Source organism: Pseudocolwellia agarivorans (assembly GCF_002000085.1).
Taxonomy (GTDB): Bacteria; Pseudomonadota; Gammaproteobacteria; order Enterobacterales; family Alteromonadaceae; genus Pseudocolwellia; species Pseudocolwellia agarivorans.
This window is the reverse complement of sequence record NZ_MUZU01000001.1, coordinates 213,683-232,892: the sequence shown is the minus strand read 5'-3', so window position 1 is coordinate 232,892 and position 19,210 is coordinate 213,683. Positions and strand designations below refer to the sequence as shown.

The following is a 19,210-nucleotide window of genomic DNA, read 5'->3' as shown; positions in this document are numbered from 1 at the left end:
ATCAAACGAATTCGTAAATGAACTCTGTTGATATTTAAAAGGTTAAAAGAGTAAATGTCAGAAGATTGTCAAAAAATTCCACAGCATGTCGCTATTATTATGGATGGTAATGGACGTTGGGCACAATCACGTTCAAAGAATAGGGTTGTAGGGCATAAAGCTGGAGTGGAAACTGTTCGCTCTTCAGTCACATCTGCTAGAAAGTTAGGTGTTAAAGCATTAACTCTTTTTGCTTTTAGTAGTGAGAATTGGCTTCGTCCTGAATCTGAAGTTAGTGTCTTAATGGAACTATTTATGTTTGTATTAACTCGTGAAGTTAAGAGATTACATAAAAACGGTATCCGCTTCCAAATAATTGGTGATGTTAGTCGCTTTTCTGAAAAATTACAGAAAAAAATCAAAGCTTCTGAAGAGTTAACTAAAAACAATACAGATATGGTACTTTCTATTGCTGCTAATTATGGTGGGCGTTGGGATATTACACAAGCTACTAAGAATATTGCAAAGAAAGTAAAGAACGACGAATTAGCTTTAGATGATATATCTGAACAATTGATGAACGAACATATATCACTTAATGAACTACCTGATCTTGATTTATTAATTCGTACAGGTGGTGATTATAGGATTAGTAATTTTCTTCTATGGCAAGCAGCTTATGCTGAGTTTTATTTTACTGACATATTATGGCCTGACTTTGATCGTAAAGCCTTTGAAGAGGCATTAAATTCTTTTGATAAAAGAGAAAGACGATTTGGCTTAACTGGTGATCAAATCAAAAATAATACCCTATCGGGAAATTAGTGATAAATATTGTTTATAAAGCATATATTTATTTTTGTTAGTGTAATAAAGTGATTTTTAAACCTTAATTTGTTGCAATTATCAAAACAAAAAAAGTACATAAAAAAAATAAAAAAGAACTTTAATGTAAAAAGGGTAAAATTTGTTAAAACATAGAATTATTACTGCACTTGTATTAGCTCCTGCCACTATAGCGAGCATTTTTTATTTACCTTTGCCTTATTTTTCAGCGTTAATGTTGGCTGTTATGGGAATCGGTGCTTGGGAGTGGGGCCCTTTAATGGGCTTCGCTAATATAAGGAGGCGGTTAGCGTTTGTTCTTGTAACGAGTATATTAATTGCACTTCTTTGGTATTACTTCCCCTTACTTGAGTTATGGATAACCACATCAAATCTTCAAAAACCTATTATTTATATACTTTGGTTAGCTGTTGCTTGGTGGTTCCTGTCGGCAACATTAACTTTTCTTTATCCCAGATATAGTAAGTTTTGGTCTAGTCATCGATCAATTAGAGGTGTTTTTGGTTGGTTAACACTTGTGCCAACATGGCTTGCTTTTATTGTTATACGGAGTAGTGAATACCAGACTGATAGTTACCATGGCGCACAATTAATTATGTTTTTATTTTTGATGGTCTGGAGTGCAGATATTGGTGCTTACTTTGTTGGTAAAGCGTTTGGAAAAAATAAACTAATGCCTAACGTTAGTCCTGGGAAAACAATGGAAGGTTTTATTGGTGGTGTTGTTGTTGCCTGCGCTTTAGTTACCGTTGCAGGTGTTTCAATGGGTTGGCAATCAGACCAGTTTTACTTGGTTATTCCTATAACTATATTAATTACAACCGTGTCTGTTTTAGGTGATTTAAATGAAAGTATGTTTAAAAGGCAAGCAGGCATTAAAGACAGTGGTTCTATTTTACCTGGTCACGGTGGAATTCTAGATAGGATTGATAGCTTAACTGCTACGGCTCCTATATATGCTTTATGTTACGCGTTAATAGGCTGGTAATTAGTGTCTGATATAAAAAATGTAGTGCGTCGTTTATGTATTTTAGGTGCAACAGGATCTATTGGTTTAAGCACCTTAGATGTCGTTCGCAGGCATCCCCATAAATTTGATGTAGTCAGTTTGTCTGCTTATTCCAATGTTGATGTTTTACTTTCACAATGTGTCGAATTTTCACCTGAATCTGTAGTTATGGTTTCAGAACCTCATGCTGAACAGTTGAAAACTCTTTTGGTTAAAAAAGGCCTTGAAAGTATCATTGTTTATTCAGGGGCGGCAGCATTAGAAGAAATTTCCAGAGAAGTAACTACTGATACTGTAATGGCTGCTATTGTTGGGGCATCAGGTTTAATGCCCACTATGGCAGCAGTTAATGCAGGAAAACGTGTTTTACTTGCAAATAAAGAAGCTTTAGTAACTTCTGGAGCTATCTTTATTGAAGCGGTAAAAGCAAGTGGTGCGCAACTTATTCCGATCGACAGTGAGCACAATGCCATTTTTCAATGTTTACCTATTGAAGCTCAAAATACTCCGGGCTACTGTGAACTCGCCTCGAATGGTGTGAGTAAAATATTACTTACCGGTTCAGGAGGACCCTTTAGAACGTACAATATTGAGCAATTAGATAGCGTGACAGTAGAAGAAGCTTGTGCCCATCCTAATTGGGATATGGGGCAAAAAATATCTGTAGATTCTGCCACTATGATGAACAAAGGTTTAGAACTTATAGAAGCCAAATGGTTGTTTAATGTTGAACCTGAAGATATTCAAATTGTTTTACATCCTCAAAGTACGATCCATTCAATGGTGCAATATAAAGATGGTTCTGTTCTTGCTCAAATGGGTAATCCGGATATGAGAACGCCTATTGCGCATGCTTTATCGTTTCCAGATCGAATAGAGTCGGGGGTTGAACCACTCGATTTTTTTAATACTCCTGCATTTGAGTTTCAACCTGTCGATTTTGTTAAATATCCAAATCTCAAATTAGCTATTGAAGCCTGTAAAAATGGCCAAGGGGCATGTACAGCACTTAATGCAGCAAATGAAATTGCAGTAGATGCTTTTTTAAACAAAAAAATAAAATTCACCGATATATATAAAATAAATGAAACTTCTGTGAATAAATTTGTCTCAGAAGAGGTAACTTCAATTGATGACGTTATCAATTTAGATGAGCGAGTAAGAGAATTTACTACATCGTTGTTAGTTAATTATTGTAGAGAAGATAATCACGCGAAAGCGGATAGAGATAATTATTAGTATGTTTGAGTTTTTTTGGAATTTAGTCTCATTTGTTATTGCGTTAGGTATTTTAATTACTGTTCATGAATACGGTCATTTTTGGGTTGCTCGTAAAAACGGTGTAAAAGTTCAAAAATTTTCAATCGGTTTTGGTAAAACGCTTTGGAGCAATATAGGTAAAGATGGTACTGAATACGTTATTGCTTTAATTCCTCTTGGCGGTTTTGTGAAAATGTTAGATGACCGTGTTGATGACATTTTACCAGAAGATTCAGATAAAACATTTAACAGTAAAACGGTTTATCAACGTATAGCTATTATTGCTGCAGGACCTTTTGCTAACTTTGCTTTTGCTATTGTTGCTTTTTACTTAATGTTTTTAATTGGTGTACCTAGTATTAAGCCAATGATTGGTAATATTGAGCCAACCTCTATTTCAGCAAAGGCAAACTTACCGGCTCAAAGTCAAATAGTTGAAGTAGCTGGGAAGAAAGTTACCGATTGGCAAGACGTAAATCTTGCATTAGTGGGGGAGATTGGCAGTAGCACTATTGAAATTAAAACGAAACAAGAAGACAGTGTTAATATTACTACTAGTTTATTAAACACTAAAGAATGGCAGTTTTCACCTGATAAAGTTTCAGCTATTGATAGTCTAGGTATAAAGCCTTTTCGTCCAAATGTTTATAACGAACTTGCTGTCATCCATCCTGATAGTCCCGCCGCCATTTCAGGATTAAAAGTAGGTGATGTTTTATTAGAAGTTAACGGAATTTCAGTCAAAGATGATTGGTATGATTTCTCAAATAAGATCCAAACATTAGCAGATCAATCTGTTGAAATTTTAATAGAGCGAGAAAGTATAGCTCAAATCATTACCGTTGTACCGAAAGCTATATCAAGAAATGGTACAAAAATAGGTTATTTAGGTGTAACACCTAAATCAGATAAGTACCCTGAAAAATTTAAAATAAATACATCGTATGGGCTTTTAGAAGCTTTAGAACAAAGTATAAATCGAACATGGAATTTAGTGGTATTAAGTTTTGACATGATAGGTAAATTATTAACAGGTGATGTTTCTGTTAAAAATTTAAGTGGACCTATATCAATAGCACAAGGAGCTGGTGATAGTGCTAATTTCGGATTAGTTTACTTTTTAGGCTTTTTAGCCCTTATTAGTATAAATCTGGGCATAATTAATTTATTACCACTGCCAGTACTTGATGGTGGGCATTTACTCTATTACATTATAGAGCTCTTCACTGGGAAACCCGTACCTGAAAAAATACAAGAGGTTGGGTTTAAATTTGGTACTATTACACTATTGTGTTTAATGAGTATCGCTCTGTTTAATGATTTGTCTCGACTTTAGTAAAATTTCGACACTGACTATTTAATAAAAGAAGTAAATAAAGTTTATATTTTATGATGATAAAAAAAATTGCATTAGCTACCTTGCTTACAAGTTCAATGAATTCAGCAATAGCAACAGAGGCGTTTCAAGTCGAAGATATCCAAGTTAAAGGATTACAACGTGTTGCCATAGGTGCAGCGTTGACTCATATTCCATTTAATATTGGAGATACACTAAACGATTACAGAATTTCTCAATCAATAAAATCTTTATACAAGTCAGGTCATTTTAATGACATCGCTGTGTATAAAGATGGCAACTCAATTATTTTTAGAGTGCAAGAAAGAGAGACGATTAGCGAAGTAACTTTTGATGGCAACAAAGATTTAAAAGACGAACAGCTAACTGAAAGTTTAGATGACAGTAATATTCGAGTAGGGGAGACATTAGATAAAACAGTACTTACCGGTATTGAATTAGGTCTTGAAGACTTCTACCACAGTGTGGGCAAATATAATGCTGATGTAAAGTCTGAGATCACCCATTTACCTCGTAATAGAGTAAAGATCGATTTTACTTTTAAAGAAGGTGATGCGGCAGCCATAGAACAAATTAATATCGTGGGTAATGAGCTTTTTACCGATGAAGAATTATTAAAAAATATCGAGTTAACTTTTGATTCTCCTTGGTGGGATTTTATGGCGCAAGATCGCTATCAAAAACAAACCCTGCAAGGTGATATGGAAACGATAGAGAGTTTCTACCTAGATCGCGGCTATTTACAATATAAAGTTGACTCAACTCAAGTTTCAATGACTCCAGATAAAAAAGGCGTTTATATAACGTTAAACATTACTGAAGGTGAAAAATATACCGTTAGTGATGTTGAATTTATTGGTGAACTTGTCGGTTTTGAAAACACAATTAAAGCTATTTCGCCATTACGAGCTGACAAATTATATAATGGTGCATTGGTTACTTATAACGAAGAAATGATCAGTAAGTTTTTTGGTCGTTTTGGTTATGCTTACCCTAAAGTTACTACCATTCCAGAAATTAATGAAGAAGATAAAACCGTTAAGTTAGTTGTATCTATTGATGCAGGTAAAAGAGTTTACGTTAACCGTATTAACTTTAAAGGTAATGATGTAACAGCTGACCGCGTATTGCGTAGAGAAATGCGCCAAATGGAAGGTTCATGGTTATCAAATAATAACGTGGAATCTTCTAAAGCTTGGTTACAGCGTTTGCCATATATGGAGAGTGTTGAATTTGAAACGACTAAATTACCTGGTGAAGATGATTTAGTTGATGTCGATTTTACTGTAAAAGAGCAACCTTCAGGATCTTTTACTGCAGGTATTGGTTATGGTGATACAACTAAATTAAGTTTAAATGCGGGTATTCAACAAAATAACTTTTTAGGTACAGGTAATCGCCTTGGCTTAAGCCTTAATACAGTAAGCTATCAAAGTAGTGCCAGCTTATCTTATACAGACCCTTACTTTACTGTTGATGGTGTTTCACTCGGTGGGAGTGTTTTTTATACTGAATTTGATGCGGGTAGAGCTAACCTTGAGCAATACAACAGTAAAAAGTTTGGTATTGGTGCTAACTTAGGTTTTCCTATTAATGAATACGTTCGTTTGAATTTCGGTTTAAATTATAAAAACGAAACAATCACACGATTACAGTCTTACGAACAATTAGAAACCTTTTATGATTTGTATGCGGACCCTAATGATCCAGGAGCAAAGCTGCAATTTGAAACATACGATTTTTCGGCAGCTATTGTACGTAATACGTTAAATAGAGGTACTTTTCCATCAGATGGTTCAAACCAAAGTTTATCTTTTAAGATCACAACACCAAATTCGGATTTACAGTTTTTTAAAGTTAACTTAGATACCAAATGGTACTTTCCAATATCAAGAGATCAACGTTGGACCTTCTTAACACGCTTCCAAGCAGGTTATGGGAATGGTTATGGAACCATTAATGGTAATGATCAAATATTCCCATTCCAAGAAAACTTTAGAGCAGGTGGTGCAGATACGTTACGTGGTTTTGAAACCAATATTGTTGGACCAAGAGCGATTATCCGTAACTCTAGAACTATTCCTTCACCTTCTGGTGAGGCAAATTGTTGTTTTAGCGTAGATAATGATTCGATATATTTATCTCGTCGTTCAATTGGTGGTAATGCACTTGTATTGGCCGGGGTTGAGTTAATTGTTCCAACACCATTCTTGGATGAAGGGTTTTCAAACAGCGTTCGCTCAAGCTTTTTTGTTGATGCGGGTAATGTATGGGATACTGAATTTAAAGTAGATGATTATCGTGATTTATCTCCAGTAGAATTCGGACAAATTAGAGATTTTTCTGACCCTAATACTTACAGAGCTTCTGCTGGTATGTCAGTGCAGTGGCTTTCGCCAATGGGACCAATGATCTTTAGTTTTGCTAAAACATTGAAATCTGAGTTTGATGATGATACTAAGTTCTTTACGTTTAATATCGGTCAAACCTTTTAAAAATTAAATTGATCCCTATATAGTTATAATGATCAGCAACTAAAATAAAATAGAAAGATATTTAGGAGTACAAATTGAATAAATTTATGAAATCTTTAGTAATGACTACAGCAGCATCGGGAATGTTATTAGCTGGTTCAGTAATGGCTGCCGATCAAAAAATAGGTGTAGTTAATTTTCAAGAAATTATGAGTAAAATTCCACAAACAGCTATTGTTATGCAAACATTAGAAGCGGAATTTAAAGACGAAAAAGCAGAGCTTGCTCAATTAGAGAAAGACATTAAGTACTTTCAAGAAAAGCAACAACGTGACAGTTCGTTAATGAGTAAAAAAGAAAAAGAAAAGCTTGAACTCGATATCACAACTAAATATCAAGAATACCAAACAAAAGGTAAAGCTTTTCAACAAAAAACAGGTGTTCGCCAAAACGAAGAAACCACTAAAATTATTGCATTAGTACGTCAAGCAATAAATAGTATCGCTGATTCGGGTAAATACGATTTAATTTTAGAGCAAAAGGCTGTTGTGTTTTCAAAGCCTACTGCAAGTATTACTGACAAAGTTGTAGAAAAAGTTAGTAAACTTAAATAACCATGATAAAAAAAAACTTCACGCTAGCTGAAATAGCGAAAGAAATTGGTGCAACTGTTAACGGTGATGAAAATTGCCAAGTTAACAGTTTAGCCACTTTAGCAAATGCTAAAACAGGGCAAATTGCGTTTTTAGCGAATAAAAAATATCGTCAACAATTAAATCATACGCAAGCCAGTGCGGTTATTATCAATAAAGAGTGTTTGGACGATGTACCTACAAATGCTTTAATTATGGATAATCCTTATTTAGGATATGCACTTACAGCTCAATTACTTGATACCACGCCAAAACCATCCTCATCTATACACTCATCAGCGGTTATTCATTCTTCTGTAGCCTTAGGCGAAAATGTCTCTGTGGGCGCAAATGCGGTTATAGAAGCGGGTGTTGCACTTGCTGACAATGTAATTATTGGCGCAGGCTGCTTTATTGGTGAGAATACTTCAATTGGAAGCCATACTGCCATGTGGGCTAATGTCAGTATTTATCATAATGTTAAAATTGGTACTCATTGCTTAATTCAAGCGAATACCGTTATTGGTTCAGATGGTTTTGGTTATGCTCCTGTTGGTGGAAAGTGGCTTAAAATACCTCAACTAGGTTCTGTTATTATTGGTAACAATGTTGAAATTGGAGCAAGTACAACAATTGATAGAGGTGCTTTAGACGATACGATTATTGAAGATAATGTTATTCTCGATAATCAAATTCAAATAGCACATAACGTTGTGATAGGCGCCGGTACGGCAATGGCCGCATGTAGCGTTATTGCTGGTAGCACCACTATTGGTAAAAATTGCACTATAGCAGGCCTTGTAGGAATCAATGGACATATTGAAATTGCCGATAATTGTATTTTTACCGGTATGTCTATGGTCACCAAATCTATGACTAAACCTGGCGTTTATTCTTCAGGAATGCCTGTTTCACCTAATAAAGAGTGGAACAAAATGAATGCTCGAGTTAGAAGGCTAGATAGCATATCCAAACGCCTTAGTACTTTAGAGTCTGAAATATTAGAAAAAGATAAGTAACTTATATCATTTATTTGATAAAATTATTTTAGTTAAATTACTTTCATAAGGAATAATGAATTGGAATCTCAAAAAAATGAGTTAAACGTTCATGAAATTCAAGAGTTAATCCCTCATCGTTACCCAATGTTACTCGTGGATCGTGTTCTTGATTATGTGCCAGGCAAAACTCTTCACGCAATCAAAAATGTTACTTTTAATGAACCTGTATTTACAGGGCATTTTCCTGAACTTGCAATTTTTCCGGGGGTTTTAATACTCGAGGCATTAGCGCAAGCAACAGGGATTTTAGGCTTTAAATCGAGTGAAGGTCGCCAAGATGGCGAAATGTACTTATTTGCTTCTATTGATAATGCTCGTTTTAAACAACCAGTAGTTCCAGGTGATACTATGCACTTACATGTTGAGTTTATCAAAGAGCGTCGTGGTATGTGGAAGTTTCATGGTGAAGCGAAAGTAAACGGTAAAGTGGTTTGTTCTGCAGACTTAATGTGTGCCAGACGTAAACTATAAAACGATTTCAAAGAAATTAAATGGTGAAAAGATGATTCACGAACAGGCTATTATTGAGCCAGGTGCTGTTATTGGGAAAAATGTAACAATTGGACCTTGGACATATATTAGTAAAAATGTCGTTATTGGTGATGACTGTGTAATAAGTTCTCACGTTGTTATTAACGGCCCTACACGAATCGGTAAAGGAAATCGTATTTTTCAGTTCGCTAGTATTGGTGAAGACTGCCAAGATTTAAAATATGCTGGTGAACCAACAGAGTTAATTATTGGTGACAATAATACATTTAGAGAATCGTGTACTATTCATCGCGGTACTATTCAAGATAATAGCCTAACTCAAATAGGCAGTCATAATTTATTTATGGCTTATACACATGTAGCTCACGATTGTGTGGTGGGTAATCATTGTATACTAGCAAACAATGCATCAATTGCAGGTCATGTACATGTAGGTGATCATGCTATTTTAGGTGGTATGTCTGGTGTTCATCAGTTTTGTCATATTGGTGCTCATAGTTTTATTGCCGCTAATGCACTTGTGTTAAAAGATGTACCTCCTTATGTAATGGCATCTGGACAACCGGCAAAACCTTTTGGATTGAACTCAGAGGGGTTAAAACGTCGTGGTTTTGATAAAGATGTTATTTTAACAATTAAGCGTGCATACAAAGACGTTTACAGAAAAGGCTTATCAGCTGATGACGCCATTGAGTCAATAAATAAATTGTCTGATAACATGCCAGAACTAGCACTATTCTCTGATTTTATTCGAGATTCAAGCCGCGGTATTATTCGTTAAATACCGCATACACTTTGCCTTCACTGTATAAGAAGTATTGTGACTTATCATTCAAACGAAACTCATTCGGTTATAGCTTCATCATCTAAAACTCCTGTTATCGGTATTGTTGTTGGAGAGCATTCTGGGGATACTTTAGGTGAAGGCCTAATTATAGCGTTAAAACGTACTTACCCTAATGCTAAATTTGTTGGTATTGGCGGCCCCAAAATGCTTAATCAAGGTTTTGAAAGTTTATTTGCTATGGATGAACTTTCTGTTATGGGCATTGTTGAAGTTTTAGGACGTTTGAAACGATTAATGTATGTGCGTAAAAGTGTTGTTAATTATTTTAAAGAGAATAAGCCTGATATATTCATTGGTATAGACGCACCTGATTTTAATTTAACCCTAGAAGAAAAATTAAAACGGTGCGGTATTAAAACGGTTCAATATGTGAGTCCTTCCGTCTGGGCTTGGCGTGAAAAGCGTATCTTTAAAATAGCACGTGCGACCCATCTCGTTTTATCATTACTTCCATTCGAGAAAAAGTTTTATGATAAACATAATGTACCTTGTACCTTTGTAGGGCATTCTCTTGCTGATGATATTCCATTAGTTTCAAGTAAACTTGAAGCAAGAAAATCTCTTAATTTACCTGAAAATGCTAAAATTCTGGCTCTTATGCCGGGTAGTCGTGGTGGTGAGTTAGCTAAATTAGTAGCGCCGTTTTTAAAAAGTGCTTTAATACTTGCAGAGCAAGATGAAAACTTGTTATTTATTGCTCCAATGATCAGTGAAAAAAGAGCAGAGCAATTTACTACGCTTAAAAATGAAATAGCACCTCACTTACCTGTACAAATTATTATTAATCAAACACACAAAGTGATGGCGGCAAGTGACTGTTTATTAACCGCTTCAGGTACAGTAACTCTTGAAGCCGCTTTAATTAAACGTCCTATGGTGATTACGTATAAATTCAATTTTATTACTTATATGTTGGCAAAATGGTTAGTAAAACTCAAATGGTTTTCTTTACCTAATTTATTAGCGAATGAAACGCTTGTGCCTGAATTATTACAAGATGAAGTGGTACCAGAAAAAATAGTACCTTTGTTACAAAAATTTCTTAATGAAGATCAATCAAATTTAAATGACAAATTCATGAAAATTCATCAAAGCCTTAAACAAGATGCAAGTGAAAAATCGGCTCAAGCAATTATTGGATTAATGGGATCATGACTGAAAAAACAAAAAAAAATTCAGTGAAAGAGGTGATTAAAAAGCCTAAAGTTATTTTTCCCCCATTCGAATACCCACTCGCTTATTGTATTGCCGGTGTTGATGAAGTTGGTCGAGGTCCTTTAGTCGGTGATGTTGTTACTGCTGCTGTAATACTTGATCCAGACAATCCTATTGAAGGTTTAAAAGATTCTAAAAAATTGTCAGAAAAAAAACGACCATTACTCGCCGAAGAAATAAAACAAAAGGCAACCTCTTGGGCAATAGGTAGAGCAACACCTGAAGAAATAGATACGTTAAATATATTGCACGCCACTATGTTGGCTATGCAACGTGCTGTACAAGGGTTAGATGTTACCCCTGATTACGTTTTAGTGGATGGTAATCGATGTCCTGTATTTTTAAGTGAAAACGGAAACATAGAAACGCAAGCCGTAATAAAAGGTGATGACAGAGTTGCTGAAATCAGTGCGGCTTCAATATTAGCTAAGGTTGCTCGTGATGAAGAAATGGTCGCCTTAGATAAATTATATCCAGAATACGGCTTTGCCCAACATAAAGGTTACCCAACTAAAGCACACCTAGAGAAAATTATTGAACATGGCGTTCTAAGTTGTTATCGCGCGAGCTTTAAACCTGTCGCTAAAGTTATTCAAGAGCAAGGGGTTAATAAACCTTAATGTCTGATAATCAGCCTGAAGATACAAGTCAACTCGTAGAAATATCATCAGAAACCGATGTACCTATGGCTAGAGATCCTAAGTTTGTACATTTAAGAGTACATAGCGATTACTCAATGTGTGACGGCTTAAATAAAGTTAAGCCAATAGTGAGTAAGGCCGCAGATTTATCAATGCCAGCTTTAGCGCTTACTGATCAAACAAATTTATGTGGTTTAGTTAAATATTATCATGCTACTCATGGAGCAGGTATTAAGCCTATTATTGGGGCTGATTTTTGGGTGCAAAGTGATGAATTAGGAGATGAACTTTTTCGTCTTGTGGTGTTGGCGTCTAATAATAAAGGCTATAAAAACCTAACTGAACTTATTTCTAATGCGTATCTTAGAGGACATATTCAAGGTAAAGCCGTTATAGATAAGAGTTGGCTAATTGATTATTCAGAAGGTTTAATTCTTTTATCTGGTGGTCGAGAAGGCGACATAGGTAAAGCTCTCACAAAAGGAAACATGGCATTAGTTGATGACATGGTTACTTTTTATCAGCAACACTTTAACAATAACTTTTTTTTAGAGCTTATACGAACAGGTCGTGAGAATGAAGAAACGTATTTACATTTAGCAATAGAAACCGCTCAAAAGTATCAACTTCCTGTAGTTGCAACCAACGAAGTGATGTTCTTAACGGAAGAAAATTTTGATGCACATGAAATTCGAGTTGCAATTCATGATGGTTTTACCTTAGATGATAAACGTCGGCCTAAGCGTTATAGCAAAGAGCAATACTTACGTTCTGAAGAAGAAATGTGTGAACTTTTTGCTGATATTCCTGAAGCATTAGCCAACAGTGTTGAAATTGCTAAACGATGCAATGTCACAGTAACTTTAGGTGAATATGTTTTACCTGATTTTCCTACCGAAGGCTTATCAATAGAAGATTATTTAGTTAAAGTTTCAGAAGAAGGTTTACAAGAAAGGTTAGAGTTTTTATTTGATAAAGATGCGCCTGACTTTGCTGAAAAACGAAAGCCTTACGATGAGCGTTTAGCAATTGAACTAGAAGTAATTAACAAAATGGGCTTTCCCGGTTACTTCTTGATCGTAATGGAGTTTATTCAATGGAGTAAAGATAATAATATTCCTGTAGGGCCAGGCCGTGGTTCAGGCGCGGGTTCTTTAGTGGCCTACGCTCAAAAAATTACTGATTTAGATCCCCTTGAATATGATTTACTTTTCGAACGATTCTTAAATCCTGAGCGTGTATCAATGCCTGATTTTGATATCGACTTTTGTATGGATCGTCGAGATGAGGTAATAGATCATGTTGCCGAACTTTATGGTCGTGATGCTGTATCTCAAATTATTACCTTTGGTACTATGGCAGCAAAAGCGGTAATTCGAGATGTTGGCCGCGTTCTTGGTCATCCTTATGGTTTTGTTGATCGTATCTCTAAATTAATTCCTGGTGATCCGGGAATGACCTTAGCAAAAGCATTTGAAGTAGAACCCAAATTACCAGAAGCATACGCACAAGATTCTGATGTGAAAGATCTCATTGATATGTGTCGTATCTTAGAAGGTACTACCAGAAATGCTGGTAAACATGCGGGTGGTGTTGTTATTTCACCTACAACTATTACCGATTTTGCACCACTTTATTGTGATGACGAAGGTAAAAACCCAGTTACACAATTTGATAAAAATGATGTGGAAGATGCTGGTTTAGTTAAATTTGATTTTTTAGGTCTTAGAACGCTTACTATTTTGCAGTGGGCCATTGAAATGGCTGATGAAAAACTATTAAAAGCGGGTAAAGAGCCTATTGATATAGCTAGTATAAATTTAGAAGACCCTGCTAGTTTCAAAGTATTATTAAATGCTGAAACAACCGCTGTATTCCAATTAGAATCTAGCGGTATGAAATCTTTAATCGCTAAATTAAAACCTGATTGCTTTGAAGATATTATCGCACTCGTAGCATTATTTAGACCTGGGCCACTACAGTCAGGCATGGTTGATAACTTTATAGAACGTAAACATGGACGTGAAGTTGTAAGCTACCCTGATGAAACATGGCAACATATAGATCTTAAGCCGATATTAGAGCCTACCTACGGTATTATCTTGTACCAAGAACAAGTAATGCAAATAGCGCAGGTTTTAGCGGGATATTCTCTTGGCGGGGCAGATATGCTTCGTCGAGCCATGGGTAAGAAAAAACCCGAAGAAATGGCAAAACAACGTGCCGGTTTTGAGCAAGGAGCTATAAACCGTGGCGTAGATGGCGAATTGGCCATGAAAATCTTCGATTTGGTGGAAAAATTTGCTGGTTACGGTTTTAACAAGTCACATTCAGCTGCTTACGCATTAGTTTCATACCAAACCTTATGGATGAAAACTCACTATCCCGCGCCATTTATGGCGGCTGTAATGTCTGCCGATATGGATAATACCGATAAGATTGTTACCCTAGTCGACGAATGTGGAAACATGGGCATTGATATTCTTCCGCCAGATGTTAATGCCGGACATTATAAATTTACTGTAAATGAAGATAATCAAATTGTTTACGGTATTGGTGCGGTTAAAGGTGTGGGTGAAGGCCCAATTGAAGCCATTATTAAAGCACGAATAGAAGGTGGTCCGTTTGTTGACTTATTTGATTTTTGTGCACGTTTAGACCTTAAAAAAACGAATAAAAGAGTGCTTGAAAAGCTAATTAAAGCTGGAGCAATGGATAATCTAGGGCCTCATCGAGCTGCATTATTCGAAACTTTACCTGAAGCAATAAAGGCTGCCGATCAACATGCTAAAGCTCAAGCATTAGGACAAGATGATTTATTTGGACTGATTAACGAACAACCTGAAGATACAAGGCAAGCTTTTAAAGCCGTAACTCAGTGGCCTGAAGAAGTTTGGCTTAATGGTGAAAAAGAAACCTTAGGTTTATATCTAACGGGCCACCCCATTAATCGATATTTATCTGAAATAAAGCACTATGCCAGTGGACGATTAGTTAGCATGCAACCTACAAATAAAGATAAAACAACCGTAGCTGTTGGTTTAGTTTTAGGTGTTAGGGTTATGGTGAATAAACGGGGTCGTCGATGGGCATTAGTTACCTTAGATGACAAAAGTGCGCGTATTGATATTCGACTTTTTCCTGATGATTATGATACCTTTGCCGAGCTACTTGTTACTGACGCTATTTTAGTGTGTAGTGGACAGGTCAGCTTTGATGAATATTCTGGTGGCATTACAATGACCGCCCGAGATATAATGACCATTGCTGACGCAAGAGAAAACTATGTAACATCTCTTGATATACACGTAAAAAGAGCAGCAATTGGTAACAATTTTATAGAAAAATTTTCTCAGGTACTGTCTCCTTTTAAAGATGGTACTTGTCCTGTTAGAGTATTTTATCAACGCGAAGAAGCGCAGGGAATGCTTGAACTAGGCGTACAATGGCGAGTTACTCCAGAAGATGCTTTATTGCATGAACTAAGAACACTACTTGGTGAAGAGTGCTTAGCGTTACAATTTAAATAAGAGTTGTGTACTACAGCTCAAAGACTTAGGTAAAAAATTCACATGTCATTAAATTTTTTAGACTTTGAACAGCCCATTTCAGAACTTGAAGCAAAAATTGAAGAATTAAAGTCAGTTAATTCTGGTCAAGAGCTTGATTTAGATCTTGAAGATCAAATTATGCAACTTCATGAGAAAAACAAAGAACAAACCAAAAAAATCTTTGCCAACTTAGATCCTTGGCAAACGGCTCGTGTTGCTCGTCATCCACAACGCCCTTATACGCTTGATTATATTGAACGTATGTTCACAGAATTTGACGAATTAGCGGGTGACCGTGCTTATGCTGACGATAAAGCTATTGTTGGCGGTACTGCTCGCTTAGACGGTATGCCAGTGATGATTATTGGTCATCAAAAAGGGCGTTCAACAAATGAAAAAGTTAAACGTAATTTTGGTATGCCACGTCCAGAAGGTTACCGTAAAGCTTTACGTTTAATGAAAATGGCTGAACGTTTTAATATGCCTATTATTACCCTTATTGACACTCCCGGTGCTTACCCTGGTATTGGTGCTGAAGAGCGAGGTCAATCAGAAGCTATCGCCACTAACTTAAAAGTTATGTCGCGATTAACTGTACCTATTGTTTGTACTGTTATAGGTGAAGGTGGTTCTGGTGGTGCTCTTGCTATTGGTGTTGGTGACAGAGTTAATATGTTGCAATATTCAACCTATTCAGTAATTTCACCAGAAGGTTGTGCTTCAATTTTATGGAAAACAGCTGAAAAAGCACCTGTAGCAGCAGAGGCTATGGGGATTACAGCAAAACGTATTAAAGAATTAGAATTAATTGATAACGTAGTTGAAGAGCCTTTAGGCGGAGCTCATAGAGATATGGATCTTATGGCCGAATGTTTAAAACAAGAACTTAAGCGTAACTTAGCTGAGTTAACTGATTTGCCTAAAGATGAACTTATTGAAAAACGTTACGATCGTTTAATGTCTTACGGTTATTGTTAATTTAGTAACCTGTTATAACTTTCCAGCGTTAAGCACTTAACGCTGGAAAATATTAAAAGAGTAAGGCTAATTTTATGTCGTTAGAATCCACTCTATTTAATTATATTACCACCTACCTTCAATCACATTCTAATACACATATTATTATCGCTTATAGTGGTGGAATAGACTCTCAAGTTTTATTACACGCATTATCAAACTTTAAAAACAACATTTTAAATAATCCTCAAAACATTAACCAAGCATTGAGTTGTTCAATAAGTGTGTGTCATGTTAATCATGGCTTAAGTAGTAACGCACTTAAATGGGAAAACTTTGCTCAACAGCAATGTAACTTGCACCAATTACCTTTAGATATTTGTAGGGTTAATGTAAAAGCTAAAGCGCAACATAGTCTTGAAGAGCTTGCTAGAGATGCTAGATATGACGCGCTTAAGTCTCTCATCAAAAATAAAGAATTTAAGCATGTATTAGTGCTTACGGGCCATCATAATGATGATCAAGCTGAAACTTTTTTATTAGCTTTAAAGCGCGGTTCTGGCTTAAAAGGTTTGTCAGCCATGAAACAAGAAATGGTCTTTGGCACTTCATTATTAGGCAGACCGTTATTAGGTATTTCAAGAAGCGAAATAGAGGCCTATGCGCAAGAGCATCAATTAACTTGGATTGATGATGAATCGAATGAAGACGTTCGATTTGATCGTAACTTTCTACGTCACCAAGTTATGCCTATTATTACTGAGCGTTGGCCGAGTTTTTTAAAAACGATGAACAGAAGCGCTGAACATTGCCAAGAAGCTGAGCTATTGTTAACAGAGTTGGCAGAGCAAGATCTTGAAAATATTAAAATAGGTGTTAACATGTTATCGTTAGTTAAGTTACAACAATTATCTCAAGCACGGTTTAATAATGTTATTCGTTATTTTTTAAGTATTCATCAATGCTTAATGCCTAGTACTGCGCAATTAATCCAATTACAAACACAGCTTTTAGCTAATAATGATAAAAGCCCTGCGGTAAAGGTTGGTAATTATTGGCTAAGACGTTTTAAACAATGTGTTTATTTAACGGCTGATTTTAAAGACGTATCTGACTTTTATTCGTGTGTTAAGTCTGAATTAGAATCGATTATAGATAATGTTGTTCAACTACCTGATGGTTTAGGTGAATTACTGTTTAAGCACAAAAGTAATGAAAAAATTGCTGATAAGCATGGTGATTTAACTTCTAAAAACATTCAAAATTGTCAGGTTATTGCACCAGTCTTATCACAAAAAGTTACCATTCGGTTTTCTCATAATAATCCTACTTGTATACCTGATTATCGACAACATTCACGCTCATTAAAAAAGATTTTACAAGAATTAGATATCCCTACATGGCAGAGAAAACGGTTACCTTTTGTTTATTATGATGATCAGCTTGTGGCTGTAATAGGATATTTTGTTTGTAAGGAGTTCATACCTAAAGAGAAAGATGACACTTTGCAGATAATATGGAATGCTTGACTAAAAAACGCCACTTAATTAAGTGGCGTTTTTTAGTTGTATTAACGAATATTTATTTAACCGGATTTCAGGTTATTTATCCTTATCAAGATAATGAGATGCTGCTGCAGTAAATACAACATCCGTTGAGCTATTCAGAGCCGTTTCTGCCGAGTCTTGTATCACACCAATAATAAAACCAATCGCTACCACTTGCATTGCAACATCGTTAGGTACGCCAAATAAACTACAGGCTAACGGAATAAGTAGCAATGAACCACCAGCAACCCCTGAAGATCCACAAGCTGAAATGGACGCAACTACACATAATAATAGAGCTGTAGGAAAGTCTATTTCAATGCCTAGGCTATTTGCGGTCGCAAGGGTTAAAACTGTTACTGTAATAGCAGCACCAGCCATATTTATCGCTGAGCCTAATGGGATTGAAATAGAGTAAGTGTCTTCGTGCAATTTAAGTTTCTTACATAAAGCTAAATTAATTGGAACGTTTGCTGCTGAACTTCGGGTGAAGAATGCTGTAATACCTGACTCTTTCAAACAAGTGAAAACTAAAGGGTAGGGGTTTTGTTTAGTAATAACATAAACAATTAATGGGTTAACAATTAAAGCAATGATTAACATAGAGCCAACGAGTACCGTTAATAGCTGACCATATTCAGCAAATACAGCAAAGCCAGTACTTGCAATGGTGTTAGCCACTAACCCAAATATACCAATAGGTGCAAAACGAATAACGAGCTTTACAATGCTTGTTATCGCTTCGCTAAAGTCGTGAACCATCGTTTTAGTGCTTTCATTGGAATGCTTTAGAGTAAGCCCTAACCCAATTCCCCACGCTAATACGGCAATAAAATTACCATTAATAATCGCTTTAACAGGATTTTCTACCACTTTAAATGCAAGGGTTGTTAATACTTCACCAAGCCCTTGAGGTGGGTTTGCTACAGCACTGGCAATATCTAAAGTTAGCGTGGTTGGAAATAAAAAACTTAAGATAACTGCAACAAAGGCGGCACTTAGTGTTCCTATTAAATACAGTGCGATAATAGGTTTTAGATTAGCATCGTTGTTTGGCTTTTGATTGGCAATTGAAGACATAACTAAAACAAAAATTAGTATGGGTGCAACAGCTTTAAGTGCATTAACAAAAAATTGGCCCAACACTGAAAACGACTGCGCCGTATCAGGGGCTATAGTCGCAAATATTGATGCAAATATAATAGCGATGATAATTTGGCTAACTAGCCCCATCGATTTTATTTTGGCGAGTAAAGAAAGGTTTTCGTTATTTGAGGTCATAAATTAAGCCTAAGTTATTGTTTTTATAATTTGAAAATTTTTTAATCATCTATAATGATGT

At 35.8% G+C, this 19,210-nt stretch carries 15 protein-coding genes; 14 read left to right on the top strand and 1 reads right to left on the bottom strand.

Features of this window, described 5'->3' with window-relative positions; translation table 11 throughout:
• The first annotated feature begins 54 nt into the window (after positions 1–54).
• The 14 genes from uppS to tilS all read left to right on the top strand — a co-directional run bounded on the left by uppS (position 55) and on the right by tilS (position 17,850).
• On the top strand, positions 55–804 hold the full coding sequence (uppS, locus tag B0X80_RS00955; protein WP_077337974.1) for a polyprenyl diphosphate synthase: 750 nt from the start codon (positions 55–57) through the stop codon (positions 802–804).
• Between the two features lie 142 nt (positions 805–946).
• Positions 947–1,813 carry a phosphatidate cytidylyltransferase gene (locus tag B0X80_RS00950; RefSeq protein WP_077337973.1) on the top strand — a complete coding sequence of 289 codons (867 nt, stop codon included), beginning with the start codon at positions 947–949 and terminating at the stop codon, positions 1,811–1,813.
• Positions 1,814–1,816: 3 nt separating this feature from the next.
• Entirely contained in the window at positions 1,817–3,073 is a 1,257-nt protein-coding gene (gene ispC, locus B0X80_RS00945) for a 1-deoxy-D-xylulose-5-phosphate reductoisomerase (protein WP_425439680.1), read from the top strand.
• A 1-nt stretch (position 3,074) separates the two neighbouring features.
• Entirely contained in the window at positions 3,075–4,430 is a 1,356-nt protein-coding gene (rseP, locus tag B0X80_RS00940) for a sigma E protease regulator RseP (protein ID WP_077337972.1), read from the top strand.
• A 53-nt stretch (positions 4,431–4,483) separates the two neighbouring features.
• Positions 4,484–6,946, top strand: coding sequence for an outer membrane protein assembly factor BamA (bamA, locus tag B0X80_RS00935; RefSeq protein WP_077337971.1), 2,463 nt, complete (start codon positions 4,484–4,486; stop codon positions 6,944–6,946).
• 74 nt (positions 6,947–7,020) lie between these two features.
• The gene (locus B0X80_RS00930) at positions 7,021–7,539 is read left to right on the top strand and encodes an OmpH/Skp family outer membrane protein (RefSeq protein ID WP_076419712.1); all 519 of its coding nucleotides are present in this window, start codon (positions 7,021–7,023) and stop codon (positions 7,537–7,539) included.
• Between the two features lie 2 nt (positions 7,540–7,541).
• A complete protein-coding gene (gene lpxD, locus B0X80_RS00925) occupies positions 7,542–8,576 on the top strand; it encodes a UDP-3-O-(3-hydroxymyristoyl)glucosamine N-acyltransferase (RefSeq protein ID WP_175623849.1) in 1,035 nt (344 codons plus the stop codon).
• Between the two features lie 60 nt (positions 8,577–8,636).
• Positions 8,637–9,089, top strand: a complete 453-nt coding sequence (gene fabZ, locus B0X80_RS00920; RefSeq protein WP_077337970.1) for a 3-hydroxyacyl-ACP dehydratase FabZ — start codon at positions 8,637–8,639, stop codon at positions 9,087–9,089.
• Between the two features lie 31 nt (positions 9,090–9,120).
• Entirely contained in the window at positions 9,121–9,891 is a 771-nt protein-coding gene (gene lpxA / locus B0X80_RS00915; RefSeq protein WP_077337969.1) for an acyl-ACP--UDP-N-acetylglucosamine O-acyltransferase, read from the top strand.
• Between the two features lie 39 nt (positions 9,892–9,930).
• The gene (gene lpxB, locus B0X80_RS00910; protein WP_425439679.1) at positions 9,931–11,112 is read left to right on the top strand and encodes a lipid-A-disaccharide synthase; all 1,182 of its coding nucleotides are present in this window, start codon (positions 9,931–9,933) and stop codon (positions 11,110–11,112) included.
• Positions 11,109–11,792 carry a ribonuclease HII gene (gene rnhB, locus B0X80_RS00905; protein WP_077337968.1) on the top strand — a complete coding sequence of 228 codons (684 nt, stop codon included), beginning with the start codon at positions 11,109–11,111 and terminating at the stop codon, positions 11,790–11,792. The genes lpxB and rnhB overlap by 4 nt, the downstream gene beginning before the upstream one ends.
• A gap of 65 nt (positions 11,793–11,857) precedes the next feature.
• A complete protein-coding gene (dnaE, locus tag B0X80_RS00900) occupies positions 11,858–15,343 on the top strand; it encodes a DNA polymerase III subunit alpha (RefSeq protein ID WP_077338346.1) in 3,486 nt (1,161 codons plus the stop codon).
• Between the two features lie 42 nt (positions 15,344–15,385).
• On the top strand, positions 15,386–16,342 hold the full coding sequence (gene accA / locus B0X80_RS00895) for an acetyl-CoA carboxylase carboxyl transferase subunit alpha (protein WP_077337967.1): 957 nt from the start codon (positions 15,386–15,388) through the stop codon (positions 16,340–16,342).
• A 74-nt stretch (positions 16,343–16,416) separates the two neighbouring features.
• Positions 16,417–17,850: a tRNA lysidine(34) synthetase TilS gene (gene tilS, locus B0X80_RS00890; RefSeq protein ID WP_077337966.1), complete on the top strand. Its 1,434-nt coding sequence runs from the start codon at positions 16,417–16,419 to the stop codon at positions 17,848–17,850.
• A gap of 72 nt (positions 17,851–17,922) precedes the next feature.
• Here the strand turns inward: tilS and sstT are convergent, their stop codons facing one another.
• Positions 17,923–19,149, bottom strand: a complete 1,227-nt coding sequence (gene sstT, locus B0X80_RS00885) for a serine/threonine transporter SstT (protein ID WP_077337965.1) — start codon at positions 19,147–19,149, stop codon at positions 17,923–17,925.
• Positions 19,150–19,210 lie beyond the last annotated feature (61 nt).